Annotated in this window: 24 protein-coding genes; 10 read left to right on the top strand and 14 right to left on the bottom strand. The window is 73.5% G+C overall.

The features are described 5' to 3' along the window. Positions 1 to 201 precede the first annotated feature (201 nt). Positions 202 to 762 carry a DoxX family protein gene (locus tag ACFWIS_RS01300; RefSeq protein WP_380455326.1) on the bottom strand — a complete coding sequence of 187 codons (561 nt, stop codon included), beginning with the start codon at positions 760 to 762 and terminating at the stop codon, positions 202 to 204. A 239-nt stretch (positions 763 to 1,001) separates the two neighbouring features. On the opposite strand from ACFWIS_RS01300, the gene ACFWIS_RS01295 reads away from it, so the two are divergent. Next, positions 1,002 to 1,634 (top strand): MarC family protein, encoded by a 633-nt coding sequence (locus ACFWIS_RS01295; protein WP_380455328.1) that lies wholly within the window; start codon positions 1,002 to 1,004, stop codon positions 1,632 to 1,634. 40 nt (positions 1,635 to 1,674) lie between these two features. On the opposite strand, the gene ACFWIS_RS01290 is transcribed toward ACFWIS_RS01295, so the two are convergent. Together ACFWIS_RS01290 and ACFWIS_RS01285 are read right to left on the bottom strand one after the other, a co-directional pair. Continuing rightward, on the bottom strand, positions 1,675 to 2,214 hold the full coding sequence (locus tag ACFWIS_RS01290; protein ID WP_380455330.1) for an NADPH-dependent FMN reductase: 540 nt from the start codon (positions 2,212 to 2,214) through the stop codon (positions 1,675 to 1,677). A 111-nt stretch (positions 2,215 to 2,325) separates the two neighbouring features. Further along, positions 2,326 to 2,760: an Lrp/AsnC family transcriptional regulator gene (locus ACFWIS_RS01285; protein WP_033348146.1), complete on the bottom strand. Its 435-nt coding sequence runs from the start codon at positions 2,758 to 2,760 to the stop codon at positions 2,326 to 2,328. 219 nt (positions 2,761 to 2,979) lie between these two features. Here ACFWIS_RS01285 and ACFWIS_RS01280 point away from each other — a divergent pair, with 219 nt between their 5' ends. Together ACFWIS_RS01280 and kynU are read left to right on the top strand one after the other, a co-directional pair. Further along, a complete protein-coding gene (locus tag ACFWIS_RS01280) occupies positions 2,980 to 3,810 on the top strand; it encodes a tryptophan 2,3-dioxygenase (RefSeq protein WP_380455332.1) in 831 nt (276 codons plus the stop codon). 26 nt (positions 3,811 to 3,836) lie between these two features. Beyond that, a complete protein-coding gene (gene kynU, locus ACFWIS_RS01275; RefSeq protein ID WP_380455387.1) occupies positions 3,837 to 5,063 on the top strand; it encodes a kynureninase in 1,227 nt (408 codons plus the stop codon). A gap of 200 nt (positions 5,064 to 5,263) precedes the next feature. Here kynU and ACFWIS_RS01270 read toward each other — a convergent pair whose 3' ends face one another. Further along, positions 5,264 to 6,721, bottom strand: coding sequence for a choice-of-anchor A family protein (locus ACFWIS_RS01270; protein ID WP_380455334.1), 1,458 nt, complete (start codon positions 6,719 to 6,721; stop codon positions 5,264 to 5,266). 345 nt (positions 6,722 to 7,066) lie between these two features. Between ACFWIS_RS01270 and ACFWIS_RS01265 the strand changes: the two genes are divergently transcribed. The 3 genes from ACFWIS_RS01265 to ACFWIS_RS01255 all read left to right on the top strand — a co-directional run bounded on the left by ACFWIS_RS01265 (position 7,067) and on the right by ACFWIS_RS01255 (position 9,290). Then, complete coding sequence (locus ACFWIS_RS01265) at positions 7,067 to 7,774, top strand: 4'-phosphopantetheinyl transferase family protein (protein WP_380455336.1); 708 nt, start codon at positions 7,067 to 7,069, stop codon at positions 7,772 to 7,774. Positions 7,775 to 7,906: 132 nt separating this feature from the next. Next, positions 7,907 to 8,389: a DUF2269 family protein gene (locus tag ACFWIS_RS01260; protein WP_380455337.1), complete on the top strand. Its 483-nt coding sequence runs from the start codon at positions 7,907 to 7,909 to the stop codon at positions 8,387 to 8,389. A gap of 73 nt (positions 8,390 to 8,462) precedes the next feature. Then, complete coding sequence (locus ACFWIS_RS01255; protein ID WP_380455339.1) at positions 8,463 to 9,290, top strand: helix-turn-helix domain-containing protein; 828 nt, start codon at positions 8,463 to 8,465, stop codon at positions 9,288 to 9,290. A gap of 77 nt (positions 9,291 to 9,367) precedes the next feature. On the opposite strand, the gene ACFWIS_RS01250 is transcribed toward ACFWIS_RS01255, so the two are convergent. Continuing rightward, positions 9,368 to 10,357, bottom strand: coding sequence for an Lrp/AsnC family transcriptional regulator (locus ACFWIS_RS01250; protein WP_380455341.1), 990 nt, complete (start codon positions 10,355 to 10,357; stop codon positions 9,368 to 9,370). A gap of 115 nt (positions 10,358 to 10,472) precedes the next feature. Between ACFWIS_RS01250 and ACFWIS_RS01245 the strand changes: the two genes are divergently transcribed. Beyond that, positions 10,473 to 11,285, top strand: coding sequence for an inositol monophosphatase family protein (locus ACFWIS_RS01245; RefSeq protein ID WP_380455343.1), 813 nt, complete (start codon positions 10,473 to 10,475; stop codon positions 11,283 to 11,285). Here ACFWIS_RS01245 and ACFWIS_RS01240 read toward each other — a convergent pair. From ACFWIS_RS01240 to ACFWIS_RS01215, 6 genes are all read right to left on the bottom strand, one after another. Next, positions 11,278 to 12,099, bottom strand: coding sequence for an amidohydrolase family protein (locus ACFWIS_RS01240; RefSeq protein ID WP_380455389.1), 822 nt, complete (start codon positions 12,097 to 12,099; stop codon positions 11,278 to 11,280). The genes ACFWIS_RS01245 and ACFWIS_RS01240 overlap by 8 nt on opposite strands. Before the next feature lie 74 nt (positions 12,100 to 12,173). Further along, on the bottom strand, positions 12,174 to 13,808 hold the full coding sequence (locus ACFWIS_RS01235) for an acyl-CoA dehydrogenase family protein (RefSeq protein ID WP_380455345.1): 1,635 nt from the start codon (positions 13,806 to 13,808) through the stop codon (positions 12,174 to 12,176). Further along, positions 13,792 to 14,535 (bottom strand): TetR/AcrR family transcriptional regulator, encoded by a 744-nt coding sequence (locus tag ACFWIS_RS01230; RefSeq protein ID WP_380455347.1) that lies wholly within the window; start codon positions 14,533 to 14,535, stop codon positions 13,792 to 13,794. Before ACFWIS_RS01230 ends, ACFWIS_RS01235 begins: the two co-directional genes overlap by 17 nt. Positions 14,536 to 14,773: 238 nt before the next feature. Then, entirely contained in the window at positions 14,774 to 16,267 is a 1,494-nt protein-coding gene (locus ACFWIS_RS01225; RefSeq protein ID WP_380455349.1) for a S28 family serine protease, read from the bottom strand. 160 nt (positions 16,268 to 16,427) lie between these two features. Further along, a complete protein-coding gene (locus ACFWIS_RS01220; RefSeq protein ID WP_380455351.1) occupies positions 16,428 to 17,297 on the bottom strand; it encodes a serine protease in 870 nt (289 codons plus the stop codon). Between the two features lie 224 nt (positions 17,298 to 17,521). After that, entirely contained in the window at positions 17,522 to 18,151 is a 630-nt protein-coding gene (locus tag ACFWIS_RS01215) for a TetR family transcriptional regulator (RefSeq protein WP_380455353.1), read from the bottom strand. A gap of 121 nt (positions 18,152 to 18,272) precedes the next feature. On the opposite strand from ACFWIS_RS01215, the gene ACFWIS_RS01210 reads away from it, so the two are divergent. The 3 genes from ACFWIS_RS01210 (at position 18,273) to ACFWIS_RS01200 (ending at position 19,902) form a co-directional block, all read left to right on the top strand. Next, positions 18,273 to 18,428, top strand: a complete 156-nt coding sequence (locus ACFWIS_RS01210; RefSeq protein WP_380455354.1) for a hypothetical protein — start codon at positions 18,273 to 18,275, stop codon at positions 18,426 to 18,428. A 129-nt stretch (positions 18,429 to 18,557) separates the two neighbouring features. Further along, positions 18,558 to 18,896 carry a DUF4190 domain-containing protein gene (locus tag ACFWIS_RS01205; RefSeq protein WP_380455356.1) on the top strand — a complete coding sequence of 113 codons (339 nt, stop codon included), beginning with the start codon at positions 18,558 to 18,560 and terminating at the stop codon, positions 18,894 to 18,896. Between the two features lie 115 nt (positions 18,897 to 19,011). Next, on the top strand, positions 19,012 to 19,902 hold the full coding sequence (locus ACFWIS_RS01200) for a metallophosphoesterase family protein (protein ID WP_380455358.1): 891 nt from the start codon (positions 19,012 to 19,014) through the stop codon (positions 19,900 to 19,902). Positions 19,903 to 20,037: 135 nt separating this feature from the next. On the opposite strand, the gene ACFWIS_RS01195 is transcribed toward ACFWIS_RS01200, so the two are convergent. From ACFWIS_RS01195 to ACFWIS_RS01185, 3 genes are all read right to left on the bottom strand, one after another. Then, positions 20,038 to 20,334 carry an SHOCT domain-containing protein gene (locus tag ACFWIS_RS01195; RefSeq protein ID WP_380455360.1) on the bottom strand — a complete coding sequence of 99 codons (297 nt, stop codon included), beginning with the start codon at positions 20,332 to 20,334 and terminating at the stop codon, positions 20,038 to 20,040. Positions 20,335 to 20,496: 162 nt separating this feature from the next. Then, positions 20,497 to 21,174, bottom strand: a complete 678-nt coding sequence (locus ACFWIS_RS01190) for a response regulator (RefSeq protein ID WP_380455362.1) — start codon at positions 21,172 to 21,174, stop codon at positions 20,497 to 20,499. Then, positions 21,171 to 22,298, bottom strand: coding sequence for a sensor histidine kinase (locus tag ACFWIS_RS01185; protein WP_380455364.1), 1,128 nt, complete (start codon positions 22,296 to 22,298; stop codon positions 21,171 to 21,173). Before ACFWIS_RS01185 ends, ACFWIS_RS01190 begins: the two co-directional genes overlap by 4 nt. Between the last annotated feature and the right edge of the window lie 133 nt (positions 22,299 to 22,431).

Here is a 22,431-nt window from a genome sequence, read left to right as displayed (position 1 = left end):
CGAGCCGGCCGCCACCCCCGCCAGCAGGGGTGCTGCCTCCGGGTGACGCCCGGGCCGCGCCCCGGAGCGGGTCCGACACTTCCCACCGGGCGCGCGGCGCCGAACGCGAACCGCCGACCGCCGACCGCCGGACGCCGGACGGGAACCGCCGGACGGGAACCGCCGGGTGCGAAGCGCCGAACGGGAACCGGCGGAGCGGCCCTACGACAGCCCGGATCCCTCCTGCTCGTCCGCCTCCACCGCCGCCCGCTCCTCGCGCAGCCGCACCAGGTGACGGCGCCGCGCCACCACCCCGTACGCGCCCGCCGCGCTCGCCACGAAGGCCAGCGCGCCGACCCACGGCCGGTCGAAGACGTGCCCGGTGCAGTGGTCCAGGGAGTACCGCCCCGGGCCGGCCAGCCCGATCGCCAGCCCGGTCGCGCCGAGGAACGCCGGGTACTCGTAGCCGCCACCGGTCATGAAGAAACCCGCCGGAGCGTGCACCGCCACGGCGCCGGCCATTGTCCCGGCGACCACCGCGCCGGCCGCCGGGGTGGCCAGCCCGGCCACCAGCAGCGCGCCGCCGCCCGCCTCGCCGAGGCCCGCCGCGATGGCGCTCTCCCGGGCCGGGTGGAAGCCCATGTGGTCCATCGCCTGGGTGGTCCCCTCCAGGCCGGCGCCACCGAACCAGCCGAACAGCTTCTGGGTGCCGTGCGCGATCAGCACCCCGCCGACCGCACTGCGCAGGGCCAGCAGGCCCAGGTCCTTACGGTTCAGGCACATGTCGCATCCTCGTTTCCGCCGAGGAGTGGTCGTACCGCCGGGGAGCGGTCGCACCCACCTCCGTGGCACCTACCTCCATGGCACCCGAGAGCGCTCGCCCGTTCGAGCCGGGACCGCCATCCGGGCGAATCCGCCCACTGCACGGAATGAACCGCGAACGGGGAGATTCGCGCCACGCCCGAGCGCGGGGCGTGGCGTGGCGGAGCGGTCGCACCCGGCGCCGCGGTCATGCTGGGCGCATGTTCGTCTTCAACCTCGGCAGCGCCTTCATCACCTTCTTCGCCGTGGTCGGCCCGCCGAAGACCATGCTGTCCTTCGCCCGGCTGGCCGGTACCCGCAGCAACCGGGAGCTGCGCGGCCTGGCCGCGCTGAGCACCGTCATCTCGGCGGTGATCGGCCTTGTGCTCGGCTTCGGGGCGGACGAGGTCACCACCCTCTTCCACATCAGCGACCAGTCGCTGCAACTCGCCGGCGGGGCGATCTTCTTCGTCTACGCGGTCGCCCTGGTCTTCGGCCTGCACCTCGGCGCGGACGGCGACGACGACGACCACCTGGCGAACCCGCTGGCGGACGGCATCCGCGAGCTGCTGCTGCCGTACATCGCCAGCCCGCTCGCGATCACCGCCGTGCTGGTCTCCTCGCTCAACCGGGACGACTGGGGCTGGAAGGCCGCCGTCGCCGGGGCGTACGTGGCCGTGGTGGCGCTCAACTACGTCTGCGTGGCCGTCCTCGCACCGCTGATGCGGCGCACCCACAGCACCTCGCTGGAGGTGCTGTCCCGGTTGCTCGGCCTGCTGCTGGCGGCGGTCGGCGTCGAGCTGTTCCTGGAGGGCCTGGCCGGGCTCGGGGTGCACCTGCCGGCGGCGCACTGACCGCACCGCACCCCGACCGCGGCGCACCGACCGCGTCGGCTCAGCCGGCCGCCAGGCGGGCCAGCACCTCGCCGATCCGCCCGCGCACCGCCGGGTCGGCGACCAGCCCGTCCGGGCCGATCGCGCCGCGCTCCAGCGGGATCCGGACGCAGGCCTCCGCCAGCACCGCCGCGCCGGTGTAGCCGAGCACCGTGCCCAGGGTGGCCGCGGCGCCCCCGCCGCGGCCCGGGCCGGCGCAGTTGATCCAGGCCGCGGGCTTGTCCGAGATCTCGGTCCCGCCGACCGTCCAGTCCAACAGGTTCTTGAAGGCCCCCGGCAACGTCCCGGCGTACTCGGGGGTGCAGACCAGCAGTGCGTCGGCCGCCCCGATCGCCGCCCGCAGCGCGGCCACCGGCTCCGGCAGCGGGTCGGTGTCGTGGTCCGGGTTGAAGTGCGGCAGTCCGGCCAGGCCCGGGTAGTACGTGGTCCGGAGGCCCGGCAGGGCGTCGGCCACCGCGGCGGCGGTGCGCAGCACGGCCTCGTTGGCGGAGCCGGCCCGCAGGCTCCCGGACAGCAGCAGGATGTTGCGCTCGTTCGGCATGCCGAGGAACCTACTCCCTGACGTCGACGTCAACGCACGGCCGACGTCATCGCACGGCCGACGTCATCGCACGGCCGACGTCAACGCACGGCCGACGGTGCCGCCCGGCCGTCAGTTCGGCAGCAGCGGACGCCAGGGCACCGGGCTGGAGAGGATCATCGAGCTGGCGGGCGGCCCGTACCCGCCGAGCCGGTCGCAGAGCGCCTCGAACTCGGCCATCGTCGCCACCGCGACCAGCAGCACGCAGCACGCCCCGCCGGTGACCCGGTGCAGCTGCAGCACCTCCGGCCAGGTCGCCACCTCGGGGTCGCGCAGCACGCAGCGCGGGCCGTAGCACTGGACCTGGACCAGTGCGGTGATCGGCAGCCCGGCCCGGGTGGGGTCGACGTGGGCGTGGTAGCCGCTGATCACCCCGTCCGCCTCCAGGCGGCGGACCCGTTCGGCCACCGCGGGTGCGGACAGGCTCACCCGGCGGGAGAGTTCGTTGTACGAGAGCCTGGCGTCGGCCTGCAGTTCGGCCAGCAGGCGGCGGTCGACGGCGTCCATGACGGCTCCTGGGATGCGTTGCGATCAGCGGTTTTACATTCATTAAGCAGATCGACCGAACGCCTCGCGAACGACAACCCGAAGCACGGTTGCGGTGCTCATCGGCCATTCAAGCGGGGGGCCACGGCGCCGCACAATGGGCTCCCCGGTGGAACCAGGACTTCCGTCCGCTCCGCCGGTCCCGGGCGACCAGGCCCGGACGGATCAGGAGGGATCGGGATGGGGCACGACACGGTGGAGACACCCAACCTGTCGTTCGGTCGGGGCGGCCGGCCGGGTCGGGGCACCCCGTACGCGCAGTACGTGCGCCTGGAGGAGCTGCACAGCCTCCAGCACCCACGCAGCAAGGAGCCGGCCGAGCTGTCGTTCATCGTCACCACCCAGGTGATGGAGCTGCTCTTCGACCTGCTGCGGCACGAGTGGACGATCGCCCGGCAGGCGCTGCGCGAGGACGACCTGACCGGCGCGCTGGCCGCACTGCGCCGCGGCACCCATGTGCAGGACGTGCTGGTGGAGTCCTGGGACCTGCTGGCCACCATGACGCCGCAGGAGTTCAACTCCTTCCGTGCCCTGTTCGGCGAGGCCTCCGGCTTCCAGTCCTCGGCCTTCCTGCACCTGGAGTTCCTGCTCGGCAACAAGAACGCCGCACTGCTCAACATGTACGGCGAAATGCCCGAGGTCCAGGCCGAGTTGACCGAGGCACTGCGCTCCCCCGGCCTGTACGACGAGGCGCTCGGGCTGCTGGCCCGGCGCGGCCTGGCGGTGCTCCCGGAGGCCTCGGAGCAGCGCTACCGCCCCTCCGAGGAGGCCGCCGCGGCCTGGCGCCGGGTCTACACCGAACCGGAGTTCGCGGAGCTGCAGCCGCTCGGCGAGACGCTGCTGGACGTGGCCGAGCGGGTCACCCGCTGGCGCCAGCGTCACCTGAGCTCGGTCAAGCGGACCATGGGCGGCAAGCCCGGCTCGGGCGGTTCCAGCGGGCTGACCTGGCTGCGCAAGGCCGCCGAGCAGGACGTGTTCCCGGAGCTGTGGGCGATCCGGGACGAGCTGTGAGCAGAAGCGACGGACGAGGGATGGGCATGATCACGCGCGAGGAGTGCGCGGCGCTGGACGCCGTCGACCCGCTGGCGGAGTTCCGCAAGGAGTTCACCCTGCCGGACGGGGTGATCTACCTGGACGGCAACTCGCTGGGCGCCCTGCCGGTGCGCACCCCGGAGCGGGTGGCCCGGGTGGTCGAGCAGGAGTGGGGCCGGGAGCTGATCCGCAGCTGGAACGACGCCGGCTGGTTCGAGCAGCCGTACCGGCTGGGACGGCGGATCGCGCCGCTGATCGGCGCCGATCCGGCGGAGGTGGTCGTCTGCGACACCACCTCGGTGAACCTGTTCAAGGTGCTCGCCGCCGCGCTGCGGCTGCGCCCGGAGCGGCGCACGGTGCTCGGCGACGTCGAGGCCTTCCCGACCGACCTGTACATCGCCGAGGGCGTGACCGGCCTGACCGAGGGCGGGCGCAGCGTGCTGATCCGCCCCGAGGAGCTGGACCGGCACCTGGACGGCGACGTCGCCGCGGTGGTCCTGTCGCACGTGGACTACCGCACCGGCGAGCTGCTGGACATGCCCGGGATCACCGCCCGGGTGCAGGCCGCGGGCGCCCTGATGATCTGGGACGTGTGCCACTCGGTGGGCGCGCTGCCGGTCGAACTTGGCGCCGCGAACGCGGACTTCGCGGTCGGCTGCACCTACAAGTACCTGAACTCCGGCCCCGGCTCACCGGCCTTCCTGTACGTCGCCGAGCGGCACCTGGCGGCCGGTCCGCGGCAACCGCTGAGCGGCTGGTTCGGGCACGCCCGCCCGTTCGCCTTCGAGCCCGGCTACGACCCCAAGCCCGGCATCGGGCGCTTCCTGACCAGCTCGCCCTCGCTGCTCGGCCAGGCCTCGCTGGAGGTCTCGCTGGACATCTGGGAGCGGGCCGACCTGGCCGCCGTACGAGCCAAGAGCCTGGCGCTGACCGACCTGTTCGTCTCGCTGGTCGAGGGCCTGGACGGGGTCGAGGTGGTGACCCCGCGCGAGCACACCCGGCGGGGCAGCCAGGTCGCGCTGCGGCACGCGGACGGCTACCCGGTGGTGCAGGCCCTGATCGCCCGCGGGGTGATCGGGGACTTCCGCGCGCCGGACCTGATGCGCTTCGGCTTCACGCCGCTCTACCTCTCGTACACCGAGGTGTGGGACGCGGCCCGGCAGCTGGCCGAGGTGCTGGCGAGCGGCGAGTGGCGGGAGGAAAGGTTCTCCCGTCGGGGCGCGGTGACGTAACCGGAAGGTCCTGGACATCAGCCTGACCGGCGTCTTCACCGGGGTTCGGGATGAAGACCGTCGTCCCGGCGATGCGGGCGGCCGGCGGCGGCGGCTCGATCGTCAACACGCGGATCCGGGTCAACTCGGTGCACCGGCCGCAGTACGGCGAAGGCCGCCCGGTCGGATCGACCGGGCGGCCTTCGCGTCGGCGCGACCCGTCAGCTGTGGCGGCCGCGGCGGCGGGCGGCCAGGACGGCGAGACCGCCCAGCCCGAGCAGGCCGACACCGGCCAGCCCGAAGACCACCGGAGCGTCGCCCGCACCGGTCGAGGGCAACTCACCACCGCCACCGGGGTGGTGGCCGGTCGGGTGGTGGCTGGTCGGAGCGGGGTGCCCGCTCGACGTGGACGTGCTCGCCGACGGCGAGGTGGCGCTCGCGCTCGGGGAGGTCGGGGACGGCGAGGTCGGGGACGGCGACGTCGGGGACGGCGACGTCGGGGACGGCGATGTCGGGGAGGGGGAGGTCGGGGACGGCGATGTCGGCGACGGCGAGGTCGGCGACGGCGAGGTGGGGCTCGGCGAGGGCGAGGTCGGCGTCGGGCTCGGCGTCACCTTGCAGTCCGGCAGGTCCCCGTCGAACGGGTAGCTGTGGATCTCGTAGCCGCCCGTCCCGGTGTGGATCAGGTTGCCCGCGAGGTACACCCGGCCGTTCACGCCCGGCTGGGCGAGGGTCGTGGTGCCGCCCGGGTTGCCCGCCAGGACCGCGCCCTGGAACTGGGCGCTGCCCAGGATCCGGGCGTTGGTCGCGGTCGGGAAGTTGTACATCAGCTTGGAGCGCATGTCGGTGGTCTGGTCGCCCGGCTGGCCGGTGCCCGTGTAGGTGTTGATGACCGGGCTGTCCCCGAGCATGTTCACCACGACGGTGGCCCCGGCCGGGATGTTGGCGAAGACCAGGCCGATCTGGCCGCCGCTCGGCGAGGCCAGGTCCCGGGAGACGTTGAAGACCTGCTTCATGCTGACTCCGTCACCGGTGAGGGTGGCCTGGCTGGCGGAGACGTCGACGGTGCCGGTCGCGGTGGCCCGCCCGACGCAGTCGGAGACCTCCTCGATCTGGGTCAGCACGTCCTGGTACGGCGCGGCCGCGTTCGGGTCCTGGATCGACTGGCCGGTGGGGTCGATGGTGACGGTGCCGGTGACGCTGCCCGCGTGGCGCAGGTTGCCGAAGGCCGGACCGTGGGAGTCACTGCCGCCGATCAGGATCGAGCTGCCGCTCTTCGCGTCGACGTTGCCGCCGGTGGTGACGAAGTCGCTGCCGTTCGGCGGCACGACGCGGGACCCGACGCCCACGACACCCATGTTGTAGATGCCGCCGCCGTTCTTGTCGACGGTCAGGTTCCCCAGCGTGACGATCTTGCCCTCGGCCTCGGCCGCACGGCCGTTGACGGTGTAGTCGCCACCGGTGAACACGTTGATCGTGGCGTCCCGCCCGGGGAAGTCGCCGTTGTGCGGCGGCGGCCAGGTGGCGGGGCAGTCGGGACCGGAACAGGCACCCAGCGGCGGGGCCAGCGGGGCGGCCCAACCGACCGTCAGCACGGCGGCCAGCGGCACCGCGGCCACGGCGGTGGCCACGGCGACCCGGACGGCCCGGCGCCGTCCGCCGGCGGGCGTTGTTCTCACGGCGGTCGTTCGGTGATCCGGCGAACCGGCGGCCTGACCCATCGACATTTCCTCCGCACATAGAAAAAAGACAGGCCCGGAGGACCTGCCATGTCCCGTGGTATCTGCTGGCGATCCCACAGATCCGGGACATCCAACCCTAGAAGGAACTTTTCCTACCCTATAGACCCTCGGATCCGATCCGACGATCATCCGATCGGCCCAAGACCTCGCCGTCTCCCGCACCGTCCCCGCGGGCTTCCCGCATCGTCCGCGCGGGCCCCCTGGGGGCTTGCCTCCGGCTCACTCCGGGCTCCTCGAGGTCCGGGCCCCCGCTCGACGACCCGGCGGACTAGGTTGGAGCCCATGACCACCGAGGCCCAGGAGCAGGACGCACCGCTCGTCGCCGTCGCGTCCGCAGACGCCGTACTGCGCCACCCCGAGGCGGGCGAGCACCTGCTCACCGACGTCGAGCGGGCCCGTGCCGGACGTTTCCGGCACGAGTCCGGGCGGACCGACTTCGTCGCCGGGCACGTCCTGGTCCGGCTCTGCGCCGCCCGGCTGCTCGGCGTCCCCGCGGCCGGGCTGGTCCTCGCCCAGCAGTGCCCGGACTGCGGCCTCGCCGACCACGGCAAGCCCTACCTGCCCGACCACCCCGGGGTGGAGGTGAGCCTGTCCCACACCCGGGGCGTGGTCGCCGCCGGGGCGGGCCGCCGGCCGGTCGGCGTGGACGTGGAACTCGCCACCCGGGGCGGCTCGCTGGGCGCGGTCGCCCGCCGGGTGCTCACCCCGGCCGAGCTGGCCCTGGTCGAAGCGGCCCCGGAGCCGGACCGGGCGTTCCTGCGGCTGTGGGTGCGCAAGGAGTCGCTGATCAAGATCGGGCGCGCCACCCTGGACACCCTCGGACAGGTCGACCTCTCCGCCCTGCCGCTGGAGGTGCCGCCCGGCCCGCCGGCGCGCAGCCGCTTCCAGGACCTCCACCTGCTCGACTGGACCGCCCCCGGGCAGGGCGCGGCCGTCGCCGCCGTCAGCACCGCCCCGCCGCGGATCGTGGAGCTGGTCCCGGCGGGCTGAGCAGGGCACCGGCCGGGGGCACCCGAGCGCGGGGCCGCTGAATAAGCGGTGTTAGCGTGCCTGGTCGTGGGCACGCCGACGGCGCACGCCCGCCGACCCCCAGCTGCCCACCGGATCAAAGGGTGCCCCGCCATGGCCAAGTTCCTGCTGAGCCTGCACGTCCTCGCGTCGGTCCTGTTCATAGGCCCGGTCGCGGTGGCCGTCAGCATGTTCCCGCGCCGGGCGAAGGCCGCCCTGGCCGGCGGGCCGGACCAGGCCTCGGACGCGGGCGTGCTGCGCGTCCTGCACCGGATCACCCAGCTCTACGCGCTGCTCGGCGTCGCCGTGCCGGTGCTGGGCATCGGCGTCGCCCAGGTGATGGACGTGCTGAGCCAGTCCTGGCTGATCGCCTCGATGGTGCTCACCGCGATCGCCGCGCTCTCCCTGCTGCTCTTCGTCCTGCCCGGCCAGCAGGCCGCCGTGGACGCGCTCGGACTCGACCCGGCGGACGAGAAGCACACCAAGGCCGTCAGCGGCCTGCGGATGCTGCCGATGACCGCCGGGGTGTTCAACCTGCTGTGGGCCGTGGTCGTGGTGCTGATGGTGATCCGCCCGGGCTCGACCACCGGCGCCTGATCCCCGGCCGACCCCGCCTGATCCGCCCGGCCCCCTCCCGCGGGACCGGCTCGTTCGAGTACCGTCCTTGCCCATGACGATCGTGGCGGGCATGGGCAGCCCCACCGGGACGGGCGTCGGCCCGCTGATCCGCGGCTGGCGGGAACGCCGGCAGCTCAGCCAACTGCAACTGGCCGTGCGGGCGGACTCCTCGGCCCGGCACCTCAGCTTCGTCGAGAACGGCCGCGCCCGGCCGGGCCGGGACCTGCTGCTACGGCTGGCCGAACAGCTGGACGTCCCGGTGCGCGAGCGCAACTCCCTGATGCTGGCGGCCGGTTACGCCCCGCACTACCCCGAGACACCACTGGCCGACCCGTCCATGGACGCGCTGCGCGGCGGCGTCGAGCGGCTGCTCGCCGCGCACGACCCGTACCCGGCGGTGGTGCTCGACGGGACCTTCCAGGTGCTGGCGGCCAACCGCTCGCTCGCCCTGCTGCTGGACGGCGTCGACCCGCAGCTGCTCCGGCTGCCGTTCAACGCCGTACGGGTCGCCCTGCACCCGGACGGGCTGGCGCCGCAGATCGTCAACTTCCGGCAGTGGCGCGGGCACCTGCTGGCGCGGCTGGAACACCGGCTGGAGCTGGTCCGCGCGGAGCCGTTGCGGCGGCTGTACGAGGAGGTCCGCGGCTACCCGGAACCGGCGGAGGACGGGCCGGCCGGGGACGGCGCCGGGCACGGGCACCCCTTCGCGCTGCCGTTGCGGGTCCGGCGCGACGGGCGGGTGCTCTCCTTCCTGTCCACCATCGCCACCTTCAACACACCGCTGGACGTGACCGTCTCCGAACTCGCCATGGAGACCTTCCTGCCCGCCGACCCGGAGACCGTCCGGTACCTCCAGTCCGTCGTCGGCCCGGAGCGCTAGCCGGCCACCGCTCCCCGGCCGCTGCGGCCCCCTCCTCCCGGCCGCCGCTGCCCCCGGCCGCGGGAAGGCCCGGCCCCTCATGGTCGGCCCGGCTGCCGGAGCGGCACGCCCGCCCGCTTCACCGCGCGGGCGGTGATGGTGGTCTCGGCGCGGGTGACGCCGAGCGGGCCGAGGGTGTCGGTGAGGAAGCGGTAGAGGCCGCCGTGGTCGGGGCAGAACAGCGTGGCCAGCAGGTTGGTCGGGCCGCTGGTGGCGAAGACGCCGTGCACCCGGGGGTGGCGGGCCAGTGCGGTGCCGACCTCGGCGAGCCGGCCGGGCGGCACGTCGAGCCAGAGGTTGGCGTCCACGGCCATGCCGAGCAGCCGGGGGTCCACGGTGGCGTGGGTACGCAGCAGTCCGAGCCCGTCCAGCCGGTGCAGGCGGCGCCGGACGGTCGACTCGGGGGCGCCGACCGCCGCCGCCAGTACGGCGTGGGACTGCCGGGCGTCCTGCTCCAGCCGGTCCAGCAGCGCGCGGTCGAGGCCGTCCAGCGGCGGGGGCGTGGCCGGGCGCGGGGCGAGCGGCCGGGCGAGCGCGGCGGCCTCCTGGTCGGTCAGCGAGCCGGCCCGCCACTGCCCGGCGTCCGCGAAGACGTGCAGCACGGCGTGGGTGGTGGTCTCGGTGACGGCGCCGGTCGCGGGCAGTTGCCCGTACAGCAGGCGGTCGCGGGCGCCCGCGTCGCTCAGCATCACGGCCCCGACCTCGTGGCCGCCGAGCATGACGTCGACGAAGGGGACGTCGGGGCGGTCGGCGAGCGCCCGGGCGATGGCGTCCACCCGGCCGCGCAGCACCCGGACCCGCAGCAGCAGCGCCCCCACGGCGGCGTCCTCGACGTCGGGCATCCGGACCACCCGCAGCACCCCGGCCTGCCGCATCCGGCCCAGCCGGCGGGTGACCGTCCGGGCGGAGACGCCCAGCACCTCGGCGATCCGGCCGGGCTCGGCCCGTCCGTCCACCTGGAGGGCACCGATCAGGCGGCGGTCGAGGGTGTCCAGCACGGTGTCCGGATCGGTCGTGGCGAGGTCCATGGTGTCCGATCTCCGTCATTCGAGGCCGATTGAGCGTCCTGTTCGGCAGCTCAGACGGTACTCCTTGTCCTGTTCGGCCGGAGTGGACCGGCCACCGGGAGAGGAAGAGACCGCGATGGGGACGACGGAGCTGTGGACGCTGGCGGCGGCCGTGGAGGCGGCGGTGCGGGAGGTCGGCGCGAAGCTGGCCGCGGGCCGGCCGGCCGAGCCCACCCCGGGGCGGACCGTCGAGGAGGCGATGGCGCGGTTCGCGGCACTGGACGGCCCGGCCGCCGCCGAGCTGCGCGAGCGGCTGGCCGCGCTGCGCCCGCAGGCCGGCTGGCTGCCGGAGGAGTTGGACGGCTCGGTGCCCGCCGCGGGCGAATGGTGGGTGTGCGACGCGACCGACGGCGCGGTGCAGTACCTGCTCGGGCAGCCGCACTGGGCGGTCACCGCGGCCCTGGTGCGCGACGGCGCCGCGGTGCTGGCCGTGGTGCACGCCCCGGAGCTGTTCGGCGCGGGCCGCACCTACCGCGCGGTGCTGGGCGGCGGAGCACAGCTGGACGGGCGGCCGATCGCGCCGCTGGAGCGGGAGTTGGCGGCCACCGTCGCCGCCACCAGCCAGCCGCCGCTGGTGGCCGCCGACCCGGTGGCGCTGCGGCGGGCCGGCGAGTCCCTGTCCGCGATGGCCGGCGCGGTGCTGGCGGTGCGCAACCTCGGCCCGACCGCGCTCCAGGTGGCGCAGGTCGGCTCCGGGCACCTGGCGCTGTTCTGGGAGTACGGCCAGGACGCGGGCAACCTGCTGCCCGGCGCCCTGGTGGCGAGCGAGGCGGGCGCGACGGTGACGGACGCCGCCGGGGCGGCCTGGACGGCCGACTCGGACAGCTTCCTCGCCGCCGCACCCGGACTGCACCCGGCGGCGGTGGGGGTGCTGGGCGCCGTCAGCTGAGGCCGAACAGCGCGGCCGCGTTGTCGTGGCAGACCGCCCGGAGCCACTCCTCCCCCAGCCCCAGCCCGGCCAGCGCCTCCAGCTGGTGGACGTACCGGTACGGGATGTTGGGGAAGTCGCTGCCCAGCAGGACGCGTTCGCCCAGCCCGCGCAGGCGCGGCAGTTCGTCGCGCGGGAACGGGACGTCGGCCTCGGCGAAGTCGGTGAACGCGATGGTGGTGTCCAGCCGGACGGACGGGTGGCGCTCGGCCAGGTCGAGGAAGTCGCGGTACTCGGGCATGCCGAGGTGGGCGACCACCAGGACCAGGCCCGGATGCCGGTCCAGGACCGCGCCGATCGGGCCGGGGCCGGTGAACTTGCCCGGGACCGGACCGGATCCGCAGTGGGCGACCACCGGGGTGCCGGTGTCGGCCAGCAGCGCCCAGACCTCGTCCAGCCGGGCGTCCGTCGGGTCGTAGCCGCCGACCTGGAGGTGCGCCTTGAACACCCGGGCGCCGTCCTCGATCGCCCGCGTCACGTAATCGGCCACCCCCGGTTCGGGGAAGAAGGTCGCGGTGTGCAGGCAGTCCGGGGTGCGGGCGGCGAACTCGGCCGCCCAGGCGTTCAGCCAGCCCGCCATGGCCGGCTTGTGCGGGTAGAGCATCGAGGTGAACGCCCGGACGCCGAAGTCCCGCAGCCGCTGGACGCGTTGTTCCTCGGCCTCGCGGTAGGTGATCGGCCAGGGGCGGTTCACCAGCGGGCCGGCCGCGTCGAAATACGCCCACACCTTGTCGAGGACGTTCTTCGGCATGAAGTGGGTGTGCACGTCGATCATCCCGGGCAGGCCGAGCGCCCGCCAGAACTCCCGTACGTCCTGCGCCTCCTGGGCTTCCTGGCCCTCCTCGTCGTTCACGCGGGCACCGGGCGGGCGCGGTCGATGATCTCCGCGGTGTCGACACCGGAGGGCAGGGTGCCGAAGGCGGCGCCGTGGTCGCCGCCGAGCCGGCTCGCGCAGAAGGCGTCGGCCACCGCCGGGCTGCCGTAGCGGACCAGCAGCGAGCCCTGGAAGGCCAGCGCCATCGACTCGACCAGCCGCCGGGTGCGGTACTCCAGATCACTCAAGTCGCTGAGCTGCTTGCGGAGTTCGGCGACGGCGGCGTCCAGCCGGCGGTCCGCCCCGGCGGCCGCGTCGAGTTCGCCGAGGAAGGCCTCGACCGTCTCCGGGCGCTTGGCCATGGCACGCAGGGCGTCCAGCGCGGCGACGTTGCCGGAGCCCTCCCAGATCGACACCAGCGGGGCCTCGCGGTAGAGCCGGGGCATCCCGGACTCCTCGACGTAGCCGTTGCCGCCCAGGCACTCCAGCGCCTCGGCGGAGTGCGCCGGACCGCGCTTGCACACCCAGTACTTGGCCACCGCCAGGCCCAACCGCCTCACCAGCGCCTCGGTTTCGTCCCCGGCGAGAGCGAGGTCGGTGGACCGGGCCAGCCGCATCGCGACGGTGGTGGCCGCCTCGGACTCCACCACCAGGTCGGCCAGCACGTTGCGCATCAGCGGCTGGTCGACCAGTGCCTTGCCGAACGCCCTCCGGTGCAGGGCGTGGTGGACCGCGCGGGTGGCGCCGTAGCGCATCCCGGAGGCGGCGCCGATGGTGCAGTCCAGGCGGGTCATGTTGACCATCTCGATGATGGTCTGCACGCCCCGGCCCTCGGCCCCGACCAGCAGTCCGACCGCGCCGTCGTACTCCAGCTCGGCGGAGGCGTTGGACTTGTTGCCGAGCTTGTCCTTGAGCCGCATCAGGTGCAGCCGGTTGCGGCTGCCGTCCGGGAGGACCCGCGGCAGCACGAAGCAGCTGAGCCCGCCGGGGGCCTGGGCCAAGGTCAGGAAGAGGTCGGACATCGGCGCCGAGGTGAACCACTTGTGGCCGGTGAGCCGGTAGCTGCCGTCTGGCTGCGGGAGCGCCGTGGTGGTGTTGGTGCGGACGTCCGAGCCGCCCTGCTTCTCGGTCATCGACATGCCGGCGATCAGCCCGCGCTTGGTGTGCGGCTCGCGCAGCCCGTAGTCGTACTCGGTGGCGGCCAGCCGCGGCTCCAACTCGGCGGCCAGATCGGGACTCTGGCGCAGCGCGGGGACGGCGGCGTAGGTCATCGAGATCGGGCAGGTGTGGCCGGCCTCGACCTGGCTCCAGACGAAGAACTTGGCGGCGCGGGCGGAGTGGGCGCCGGGCCGCTCCTCCCGCCAGGGCGCGGCGTGCAGCCCGTACGAGACGGCGGTGCGCATCAGCTCGTGCCAGTACGGGTGGAACTCGACCTCGTCGATCCGGTGGCCGAAGCGGTCGTGGGTGCGCAGCACGGGCGGGTTCTCGTTGGCCAGCCGACCCCAGTCGGCGGCCTGCTCGGAGCCCGCCAGGCGGCCGAGCTCGCGCAGTTCGGGCTCGGCCCAGCCCGCGCCGGCCCGGTGCAGGGCGGCGAGCAGGGTCGGGTCGGCGGCGGTGTCGTGTCCGTACGGCAGGGGCACCTGGTTGGTGACCTCATGCGTCGCTGTCATCGCGTCCTCCCAGGGCACGCAGGGTGAAGGAGACCAGGGCGGGGACCACCTCGGCGGTGGCCCGCTGGGGTTCGGAGGGCTCGGCTTTCCCGACTGTCTCGGCCGTCTCGGGTGCCTCGGCTCTCCCGGCTGTCTCGGCCTTCCCGGCCTTCCCGGATGTCTCGGCTGTCTCGGCAGGGGCAGTCGTCTCGACCGGGGCGGCCGCGAGCGGACCGGCCAGGGCCTCCCCGACCGCGCCGACCAGGGCGGCGGCGGTCAGCACCGGGTCCTGCTCGGGGAGTTCGCCGGCCGCCACGGCGGCGGCGATCTCGGTGGCGATCACGTCCCGGAACGCCCGCCGGAAGACCAGGCGCTCGCCGTCCACCACCGCGTCGGCGGGCTCCACCAGCAGCGCGTACGCCAGCCGGGGCGCGCGCAGGGCGCGGGCGGCGAAGGTCTCGACCACGGCGGCGATCCGCCGCTGCGGGGTGTCCCGGAGGGAGACGGCGGTGTTCACCGCGGCCATCTCGCGGGTGACCACCCGGCGGAACAACTCCACCGACAGCTCGGCCTTGTTGGCGAAGTGCTGGTAGACGCTGCCGGTGGCGATCCCGGCGCGGTCCGCCACGGCGGCCATGGTGCAGCCACCGTAGCCGCGCTCGGCGAGCAGGCCGACCGCCGACTGCAGCACCGCCTCGCGCTGGGCGTCCAGGCGGGCTTGGACGGCGGGGGTGCGTCGGTAGGCCATGGAAGCATTGAAGCACCGATTCACTGCTTCGGGGAGGGGGCGGCGCCCTCGTTCGGCTCCAACGACGGGAGGCCGCCCCGGCTGGGGCGGCCTCCTGGCCCTGCTGGTCGTGCTGGTCGTGCTGATCGTGCTGGTCCGACTGGTCGTGCTGATCGTGCCGAGAGCGCTGGTCCGACTGGTCGTACCGGTCCGGCTGGCCCGGCTGGCCCGGCTGGCCTTGACGGTCGGCTACGGGGTGTTACAGCGGGCGGCGCTCCTGCTCCAGCCGCTGGCCCTCGATGTCGAGCGGGCCGAAGGGCGCCCCCGCCTGCGGGGACTTGGCCAGCGAGCGGGCGCCGTCCTGGTCACCCAGACCGGCCCACTCCAGCACCTTGGCGGTGGCCTCCGCCGACTGCGCGGCCGGCAGCTTGCCGATGTTGGAGCCGTGGTTGCCGCCCGGAACGACGTAGACGTAGCTGTCGTCACTGCCCCGGCCGAGACGGAACGGCTTGGCGCCCCACGGGTCGTTGCCGCCGTAGACGAACATGATCCGCTCGCCCTCGCGCTTCACCCAGCGGTCGATGTCGGGCATCGCACGCGGGTTGAAGACGGTCGGGATCTCCTTCGGCACGTAGGAGCGGGCCGAGTAGAGCTCCTTGTAGTCGTAGTGCAACTGGTCCTTCAGGTACGAGACGTCGAAGTACGGCGCACCCAGCTCGGTCGCGGCCTGGTAGTAGTACGCGGTGTACTTCGCCAGCGACTGGTCGCTGTTGCCGGTGATGCCGGACTGGGCGTCGTACCACGCGTACAGCTCGTCGTCGGTCGCGGTGGCGGCCACCGGGACCTTCGCGCAGTCCGACTCCAGGCTGTACTGCCAGAACGCCCAGACCACGTCGAGCACACCGGCCTCGTAGGCGCGGTCCGGGGTGCCGAGGGTGTTGAAGGTGGAGCCCGCCGCCTTGTTGTCGGCGACGTAGCGGGGCTCCAGGCGGTCGCGACGCACCAGCAGCTCGCGCTGGGCGGCGTTCAGCTTGGCGCGGCACTCGGGCGTGCCGACGGTGCGGAAGAAGTCGGTGTAGGCCGCGTAGTCGTTGACATCGGTGTTGTTCGGCGCGACGTAGGCGATCGTGCCCGCCACGTCGTCCGGGTAGAAGCGGCGGTAGAAGGTGGAGGACATGCCGCCCTTGCTGGCACCGGTGGAGAGCCACTCCTGCTGGTAGATCCGCTTGAGCGCGGTCACCAGCTTGTGCGAGTCGGCGGCCTGCTGGCGGATGCCCGCCTTGGACCAGTCGGCCGGCTCGGGGCGGGAGGGGGTGAAGAACCGGTACTCGATGGAGACCTGGTTGCCGTCCACCAGCCGGGTCGGCTCGGTGCGGGACGGGGTGGTGCCCAGCGTGTAGCCGTTGGTGTAGAAGACGGTCGGGCGGTCGTAGCCCCGGTGCAGCACGCTGAAGCGCTGCTGGAAGGTGCCCAGCCAGGGGCGGAAGTGGTCGATCGGCTGGGTGTAGGTGGCCAGGAAGTAGCGGTGGCCGGTGGTGGTCGGCTGCTCCTCGGTGATCGTCACGCCGGGGATCGCCGCCAGGCGGTCCTTGATGTCGGCGGTCGGATCGTCCGCGGGGCTCCGGCCGTGCGCGGCACCGGCCGCCTCGGCCCCCTGTGCGCCGGCAGCCGAGGCCGGGGCGGCCAGGACGCCGATCGCGAACATCGGTATCAGCAGGACGGAAACCAACAGCCTCTTCAGCTTGGTGGTCATCAACTCTCCATCTGGTCAACGGACATGGCAGCTACCCCGTCGGCACAACTCTGCGGTGCGGATGGTGCGGCGGCCGCCCGGTGGACGGCCGAATGGGCCACCCGCCTGGTCGCGGGTGGCCCATCGGGAGAAGGTGCTGGTCAGGGGGTGTCGACGAGGCCTACGGGCGGGGCAGGGTGCAGCCCGACAGGGTGAGGTCCAGGCGGTTGCCGGGAGCGAAGCAGGCGGGGATGCCGTACGTCTCCTGGGCGTAGCCGATGCCCTGGTGCACCGTCACCGCGCCGCTCTCGTCGACCTCGCACGGGTTGTCAAGGGTGCAGGACTCGCCGTTCTCGTTGATCGTGTTGTTCACCGCGACCAGCTGACCGGTCGAGGCGTCGACCACCGGCGAGCCGGAGGTACCGCCGATGACGTTGCAGCCGGAGGTGTAGCGGACCGAGTCCTTGAAGGTCCAGTCGGCCTCGTTCAGCTGGTAGGCGAAGCCGTCGATCGAACAGGAGTAGATCTTCTTCCAGTAACCGGAGACGACCCGGATGTCCGCACCCTGGGTGGGGTGGGTGTCGGCGATGGTCAGCGGCGAGATCCCGTACTTCGACTTGATCGAGGCGTAGCTGGTGTTCAGCTGGTAGATCGACACATCGGTGTCGGTCATGGCGCCGTAGACCACCTTGGTCGCGCGCAGGGTGGCGAGGCGGCCGCCGGTGGCGTTGAGCAGGGTGAAGGTCCGGCTGGAGGCCTGGTCGAGCACCACCTCGCCGGGGCCCGGCATGCCGGATTCCAGGCAATGGCCGTTGGAGAGCACGAGGGCCGGGTCGGTCGCGGCCGAGTTCGGCATCCGCACCAGCGAACCGGAGCAGTTGCTGAGCGCGACCGTCCCGGCGAAGCTGACGGCGGCCGTCCGGGCCGTCGGGGCGGCCTGGGTCGAGGCGGCTTGGGTCGGGGCGGCGGCCTGGGCCGGGAGGGCGCCGACGAGGGAGGACGCACCGGCGACCAGGAGCGTGGAGAGCATGCCTATGAGCGGCTTCTTCATGAGAGACCTCTCGGTGTGGGGGTCCCCCAAAACTGTCGCGGACATGACTTACTGTCAAGAGTCAAAACAAGACCAAGAGAACACCCCTGACCGCGAGGGCCACCCCCCACCGAGCCCAGCCGGGGGCTCAATGGGGGCCCGGCAGGAGCTCACCCAGGTGGCCATCCGGAGCTCACCAGGGGCCCACCAGGAGCTCGCCGGGGCCCGTCAGGAGCCCGGGGCGCTCAACTCCCCTGCCAATGACGCCGACCGAGGCTGATCAGGCGCAGCTGCAGCCGGGCGGTCGCGGCGATCCGCTGCTCGCGGGCCGGGTCCGCCTCCTGGGCCTCCAGAAAGGCGGAGGCCGTCGACACCATGTGGTCGACGTACAACTCGGCGAGCATCCGCAGATCCTGCTCGCTCCAGCCCTTCGAGACCGGCTGGAGCGCCAGAGCGGAACCGACTTCGGCGGCGAAGCGGCCGAGCTCGGCGTCGATCGCCTCGCGTACCTGCCGGACCCCGCCGTGCCGCTCGCGCGCCAGGAAGCGTACGTGTGGACGGTGTTCGCGGACGTGCTGCCGGATCACGTCCACCGTCCGGTCGATCAGCTCCTCGGCGCCGCCGGCCTCGGCGAGCACCGAGCGGATCATGACGTGCAGGCTGGCGAGCGACTCCTCGACCAGCGCGACGCCGAGGGTCGCGAGGTCGGGGAAGTGCCGGTAGAAGGCGGCCGGGGACAGCCCGGCCTCCCGGGTGACCTCGCGGACGCCCAGGCTGGCCAGGTTCTGATCGGCCAGCAGGTGCAGCCCCGCGTCCAGCAAGGCCCGCCGACTCTGCTGCTTCTGGGCCTGTCTGGCCCCTACGGTGTGACTCACGCCATTCAGTAAACAGTCGTTTGCCGAACTTGGCCAGCCGGGCGTACAGTGGTGCCCGAAGTCAGTGAACACTTGTCAACCGAAACCGGCACAGCACCAGCCGCAGCCGAAGGAGCCAGCCGTGATCCTGTTCTCCGCACTGGTCGCCATGGGAGTCCTGATCGGCACCGCCGCCCACCTCCCCCTCCCGGTGTTCCTCGCCGCCTCCGCCGCCATCGCTGCCTGGCTGCTCGCGTTCGGCGCCCGCGAGGGCATCGCCCGCCTGCGCCACCGCTGATCCGGCCGACCGCCACCGGCCCGGCCGAACGTTACGGGCCCAGCCGAACGCCCCGGGCCCGAACGAACGCCGCCGGCCCCCGCAAGCCCCGCCGCCCCGTCCACTCCCGTTGAGAGGACCGCCACCGCCATGAGCACCGTCACCGAGCACGCCCGCACCAACCGCGCCGCCAGCACCCACGCCGCCACCGGGCGCACCGCCGGCGACCGCACCGCCGGCGACCGTCAGGGCACCGCCGAGGCCGACAACCTGGCCATCGCCTCCTTCCTCCTCGGCCTCCCCGGCCTGCTGCTCTTCAACATCGTCCTGGGCCCGATCGCCATCACCCTCGCCACGCTGGCCCTGGTCCGCGGCACCGACCGCCGCGTCCGCGCCTTCCTCGGCCTGGCCCTGGGCATCACCTCCCTGGTCATCCTCGCCGTCACCACCGCCACCTCCCACGGCGTGCTGATCGACCTCGGCTCCTGAACTACGCTCAACTCCCCGTCTCGCTGGCCGAACCACTGATCACCCCAACTCTGCCCACGGCCCCCGCCCGCCACGTAGGGTGGCCACATCGGCCGGGTGACCCCAGGGGGCAGGAGTGAGTACCGAGATCCGCAGCGACGCACAGTCGGCGTCCACCGACGCGGGCGGGGGCGGGCGGCTGCTCGCGGTGAGCGATCTGCACATCTCCTACCGGGAGAACCGCGAACTGGTGGAGAAGCTCCGGCCCACCCACCCCGACGACTGGCTGCTCGTCGCCGGGGACGTCGCCGAACTCACCACCAGCATCGAGTGGGCGCTGGGCCTGCTCGCCGACCGCTTCGCCCGCGTGGTGTGGGCGCCCGGCAACCACGAGCTGTGGACCCACCCCGAGGACCCGGTCCAGCTCCGCGGCGTGGCCCGCTACGACCACCTGGTGGAACTGTGCCGCGGCCTCGGCGTCGTCACCCCCGAGGACCCGTACCCGATCTGGCAGGGCCCGGGCGGCCCCGTCCGGATCGCCCCGCTCTTCCTCCTGTACGACTACTCCTTCCGTGCTCCGGGCACGACCACCAAGGAGGAGTCCCTGGCGGCCGCCTACGAGAGCGGCATCGTCTGCGCGGACGAGCGGATGCTCCACCCGGACCCGTTCCCGGACCGCGACTCCTGGTGCCGCGAGCGCGTCCGGCTGACCGAGCAGCGGCTCGCGGCTTGCGACCCGGACGTCCCGCTGGTCCTGGTCAACCACTATCCGCTGGTCCGCCACCCCACCGACGTCCTCTGGTACCCCGAGTTCGCCCAGTGGTGCGGCACCGAGCTGACGGCCGACTGGCACCGCCGCTTCAACACCGCCGCGATGATCTACGGCCACCTGCACATCCCGCGCAAGACCACCTACGACGGCGTCCCGTTCGAAGAGGTCTCGCTCGGCTACCCGCGCGAGTGGCGCAAGCGCGGGCTGCCGGACCCGCTCCTGCGGGAGGTGCTCCCGCAGGTCACGGTGGGCTGAGCGGAGGTGCCGTGAGCGGCGGCGCCCTGAGCCTCCGCGCCCGGATGCCGGTGCCACCGGCGCCGTGGACCTCCACGGCGCCGGCAGCCCGGGCAGCGGTGCCGCATCCGGTGTCGAGTCCGGTGCCGGGCACGGTCACCTGGCGCCACTTCCCCGGTCGGTGTCCCTGGTCGGCTCCGTGAGCACGGCCCGCTTGGCGCGGTACTCCTCGGCGTCGATGTCGCCCTCCGCGTAGCGGCGGCCCAGGACGGCGAGCGGGTGCTCCGCCGCCCCGGCGGCCCCGGCCCCGCCCGCGAAGCCGCAGGCTCCGCGGCGCCGCCAGACCGTCCGGCGCAGCAGCGCGATCACCAGGACCACCACGGCGATCCAGACCAGGGGCACCAGCAGGATCCAGGCGCCCGGCCCGTGCCAATCTGCCAGCTGGGTGTACATCGCGGGTCATCTCCTCGCGGTCGGCTCCACACCCCCGGGGTTTCCCGAGGTGCCTTGAGCGTCCCGCCGAGGAGTCTCATCGCGCATCCTCCCAGCAGCGGCAGTCGGGGTACTCCCGCGAGAGTACGAACACCGTCCGACACGCCGGACCGGGAGTAGCCGTCAGCCCAGCCAGCCCGGCCGCACCAGCCCCGACTCGTACGCCAGCACCACCAGTTGCGCCCGGTCCCTGGCCCCGAGCTTCACCATCGCCCGGCTGACGTGGGTCTTCGCCGTCAGCGGGCTGACCACCAGCCGCCGGGCGATCTCGTCGTTGGACAGCCCCATCCCGACCAGCGCCAGCACCTCGCGCTCCCGCTCGGTCAGCATCGAGATGTCCGAGAGCCCCGCCGGAGCCGCCTCGGGCCCCTTCGAGCGGGCCGCGAACTCGCCGATCAGCCGCCTGGTCACGCCCGGTGAGAGCAGCGCGTCGCCGGCGACCGCGACCCGGATCGCCCGCAGCAGGTCGGCCGGCTCGGTGTCCTTGACCAGGAAGCCCGCCGCCCCCGAGCGCAGCGCCTCGAAGACGTACTCGTCCAGCTCGAAGGTCGTCAGCACGACCACCCGTACGGAGGACAGCGCCGGGTCCGCGGCGATCCTCCTGGTCGCCTCCAGCCCGTCCATCCGGGGCATCCGGACGTCCATCAGCACGACGTCCGGCACCAGTTCGCGGGCGAGCCGGAGCGCCGCCTCGCCGTCGTCCGCCTCGCCGACCACCGTGAGGTCCTCCTGGAGGTCCAGCAGGGCCCGGAAGCCCGCCCGGACCAGCAGTTGGTCATCCGCCAGCATTACCCGAATCAATCGCTCTCCGCCTTCGGTGTCGGCAGCTCCGCCCGGACCCGGAAGCCGCCGCCCGGCAGCGGCCCCGCCGTGATGGTGCCACCGAACGCGGACGCCCGTTCCCGCATCCCGACCAGCCCGCTGCCGGACCCCCCGGCGTCGCCGACCACCGCGGGCCCCGGGTCCTCGACCAGCACCACCAGGACGGCGGCATCCCGCCAGTCGAGCACCACCACCGCCTCCCGGGCCACCGAGTGGCGGATGACGTTGGTCAGTGCCTCCTGGACGATCCGGAAGGCGGTGAGGTCGACGGTGGCGGACAGCGGTCGGCGCTCGCCGTCCTCGTGCACCTGGACCGCCAGGCCCACCCGGTCGGCCTGCTCGGTGAGTTCGTCCAGCCGACCCAGCCCGGGGGCCGGCCCGCGCGGCGCCGCGTCGGGCCCGCGCAGCGTGGCGAGCACCTGGCGGACCTCGCCGAGTGCCTCCTTGCTGGTCGACTTGATCGTCACCAGTGCGGTGCGGGCCTCCTCCGGCCGCCGGTCGAGCAGCGCCAGCGCGACCCCGGCCTGGATGTTGATCAGCGACAGACTGTGCGCCAGGATGTCGTGCAACTCCCGGGCCATCCTGAGTCGTTCCTCGTTGGCCCGGCGCTGCTCCAGCTGCTGCCGGTAGGCCCTGTGGGCGGCGATCCGCTCGCGCCGGAAGCGGATCAGCTCGGCGACCGCCAGCACCAGCAACAGCCAGGCCAGCAACCCGAGTTCGGCCTGCCAGGCGAACCTGCTCGGCGGGGTGCGCTGCCAGCTGTCCGGCAGCACGAAGGTGGCCAGGACGTGCACCAGGTACACCCCGGCGACCCCGGCCCAGGCCACCCGGCGGTGCCCGCGGCCGATCGCGAGGCCGCAGGCGATCACCCAGCTCACGAACACCGGCCCGTACGGGTACCCGGCGGCCAGGTACCCGGCGGTGACCACCGACGTCCCCGCCACGGCCGCGACCGGACGGCGCCCGAACAGCACCAGCAGCGCCGGGCCGAGCAGCAGCAGGAGGTAGCCGAAGACGTCCAGCGGGACCCGGCCGCCCTGGTGGCGCGCGGCGACGCCCGACCCGACCACCTGGACCACCGCGGCCACCAGCGCCAGCCGCACCGGCGGTCCCGACCCGCCGGACCAGCCTGGCCAGCCCGATCGGCCCGGCCAACCCGCACGCGCCCAGGGCGGGCGCCGGCGCCCGGACGGCGGCTCCGGCGCAGGTGGCGTCGCGGCGGACGGCGGGCCCGAC

Source organism: Kitasatospora sp. NPDC127060 (assembly GCF_042724935.1).
In the GTDB taxonomy this organism is placed as follows: domain Bacteria; phylum Actinomycetota; class Actinomycetes; order Streptomycetales; family Streptomycetaceae; genus Kitasatospora.
The sequence above is the reverse complement of the archived record's forward strand: the minus strand, read 5'-3'. Positions and strand labels throughout refer to the sequence as shown.

Coding starts and splice junctions, on each gene's coding strand:
- ACFWIS_RS01300 (WP_380455326.1), bottom strand. CDS start 762: ATGTGCCTGAACCGTAAGGACCTGGGCCTGCTGGCCCTGCGCAGTGCG.
- ACFWIS_RS01295 (WP_380455328.1), top strand. CDS start 1,002: ATGTTCGTCTTCAACCTCGGCAGCGCCTTCATCACCTTCTTCGCCGTG.
- ACFWIS_RS01290 (WP_380455330.1), bottom strand. CDS start 2,214: ATGCCGAACGAGCGCAACATCCTGCTGCTGTCCGGGAGCCTGCGGGCC.
- ACFWIS_RS01285 (WP_033348146.1), bottom strand. CDS start 2,760: ATGGACGCCGTCGACCGCCGCCTGCTGGCCGAACTGCAGGCCGACGCC.
- ACFWIS_RS01280 (WP_380455332.1), top strand. CDS start 2,980: ATGGGGCACGACACGGTGGAGACACCCAACCTGTCGTTCGGTCGGGGC.
- kynU (WP_380455387.1), top strand. CDS start 3,837: ATGATCACGCGCGAGGAGTGCGCGGCGCTGGACGCCGTCGACCCGCTG.
- ACFWIS_RS01265 (WP_380455336.1), top strand. CDS start 7,067: ATGACCACCGAGGCCCAGGAGCAGGACGCACCGCTCGTCGCCGTCGCG.
- ACFWIS_RS01260 (WP_380455337.1), top strand. CDS start 7,907: ATGGCCAAGTTCCTGCTGAGCCTGCACGTCCTCGCGTCGGTCCTGTTC.
- ACFWIS_RS01255 (WP_380455339.1), top strand. CDS start 8,463: ATGACGATCGTGGCGGGCATGGGCAGCCCCACCGGGACGGGCGTCGGC.
- ACFWIS_RS01250 (WP_380455341.1), bottom strand. CDS start 10,357: ATGGACCTCGCCACGACCGATCCGGACACCGTGCTGGACACCCTCGAC.
- ACFWIS_RS01245 (WP_380455343.1), top strand. CDS start 10,473: ATGGGGACGACGGAGCTGTGGACGCTGGCGGCGGCCGTGGAGGCGGCG.
- ACFWIS_RS01240 (WP_380455389.1), bottom strand. CDS start 12,099: ATGATCGACGTGCACACCCACTTCATGCCGAAGAACGTCCTCGACAAG.
- ACFWIS_RS01235 (WP_380455345.1), bottom strand. CDS start 13,808: ATGACAGCGACGCATGAGGTCACCAACCAGGTGCCCCTGCCGTACGGA.
- ACFWIS_RS01230 (WP_380455347.1), bottom strand. CDS start 14,535: ATGGCCTACCGACGCACCCCCGCCGTCCAAGCCCGCCTGGACGCCCAG.
- ACFWIS_RS01225 (WP_380455349.1), bottom strand. CDS start 16,267: ATGACCACCAAGCTGAAGAGGCTGTTGGTTTCCGTCCTGCTGATACCG.
- ACFWIS_RS01220 (WP_380455351.1), bottom strand. CDS start 17,297: ATGAAGAAGCCGCTCATAGGCATGCTCTCCACGCTCCTGGTCGCCGGT.
- ACFWIS_RS01205 (WP_380455356.1), top strand. CDS start 18,558: ATGAGCACCGTCACCGAGCACGCCCGCACCAACCGCGCCGCCAGCACC.
- ACFWIS_RS01195 (WP_380455360.1), bottom strand. CDS start 20,334: ATGTACACCCAGCTGGCAGATTGGCACGGGCCGGGCGCCTGGATCCTG.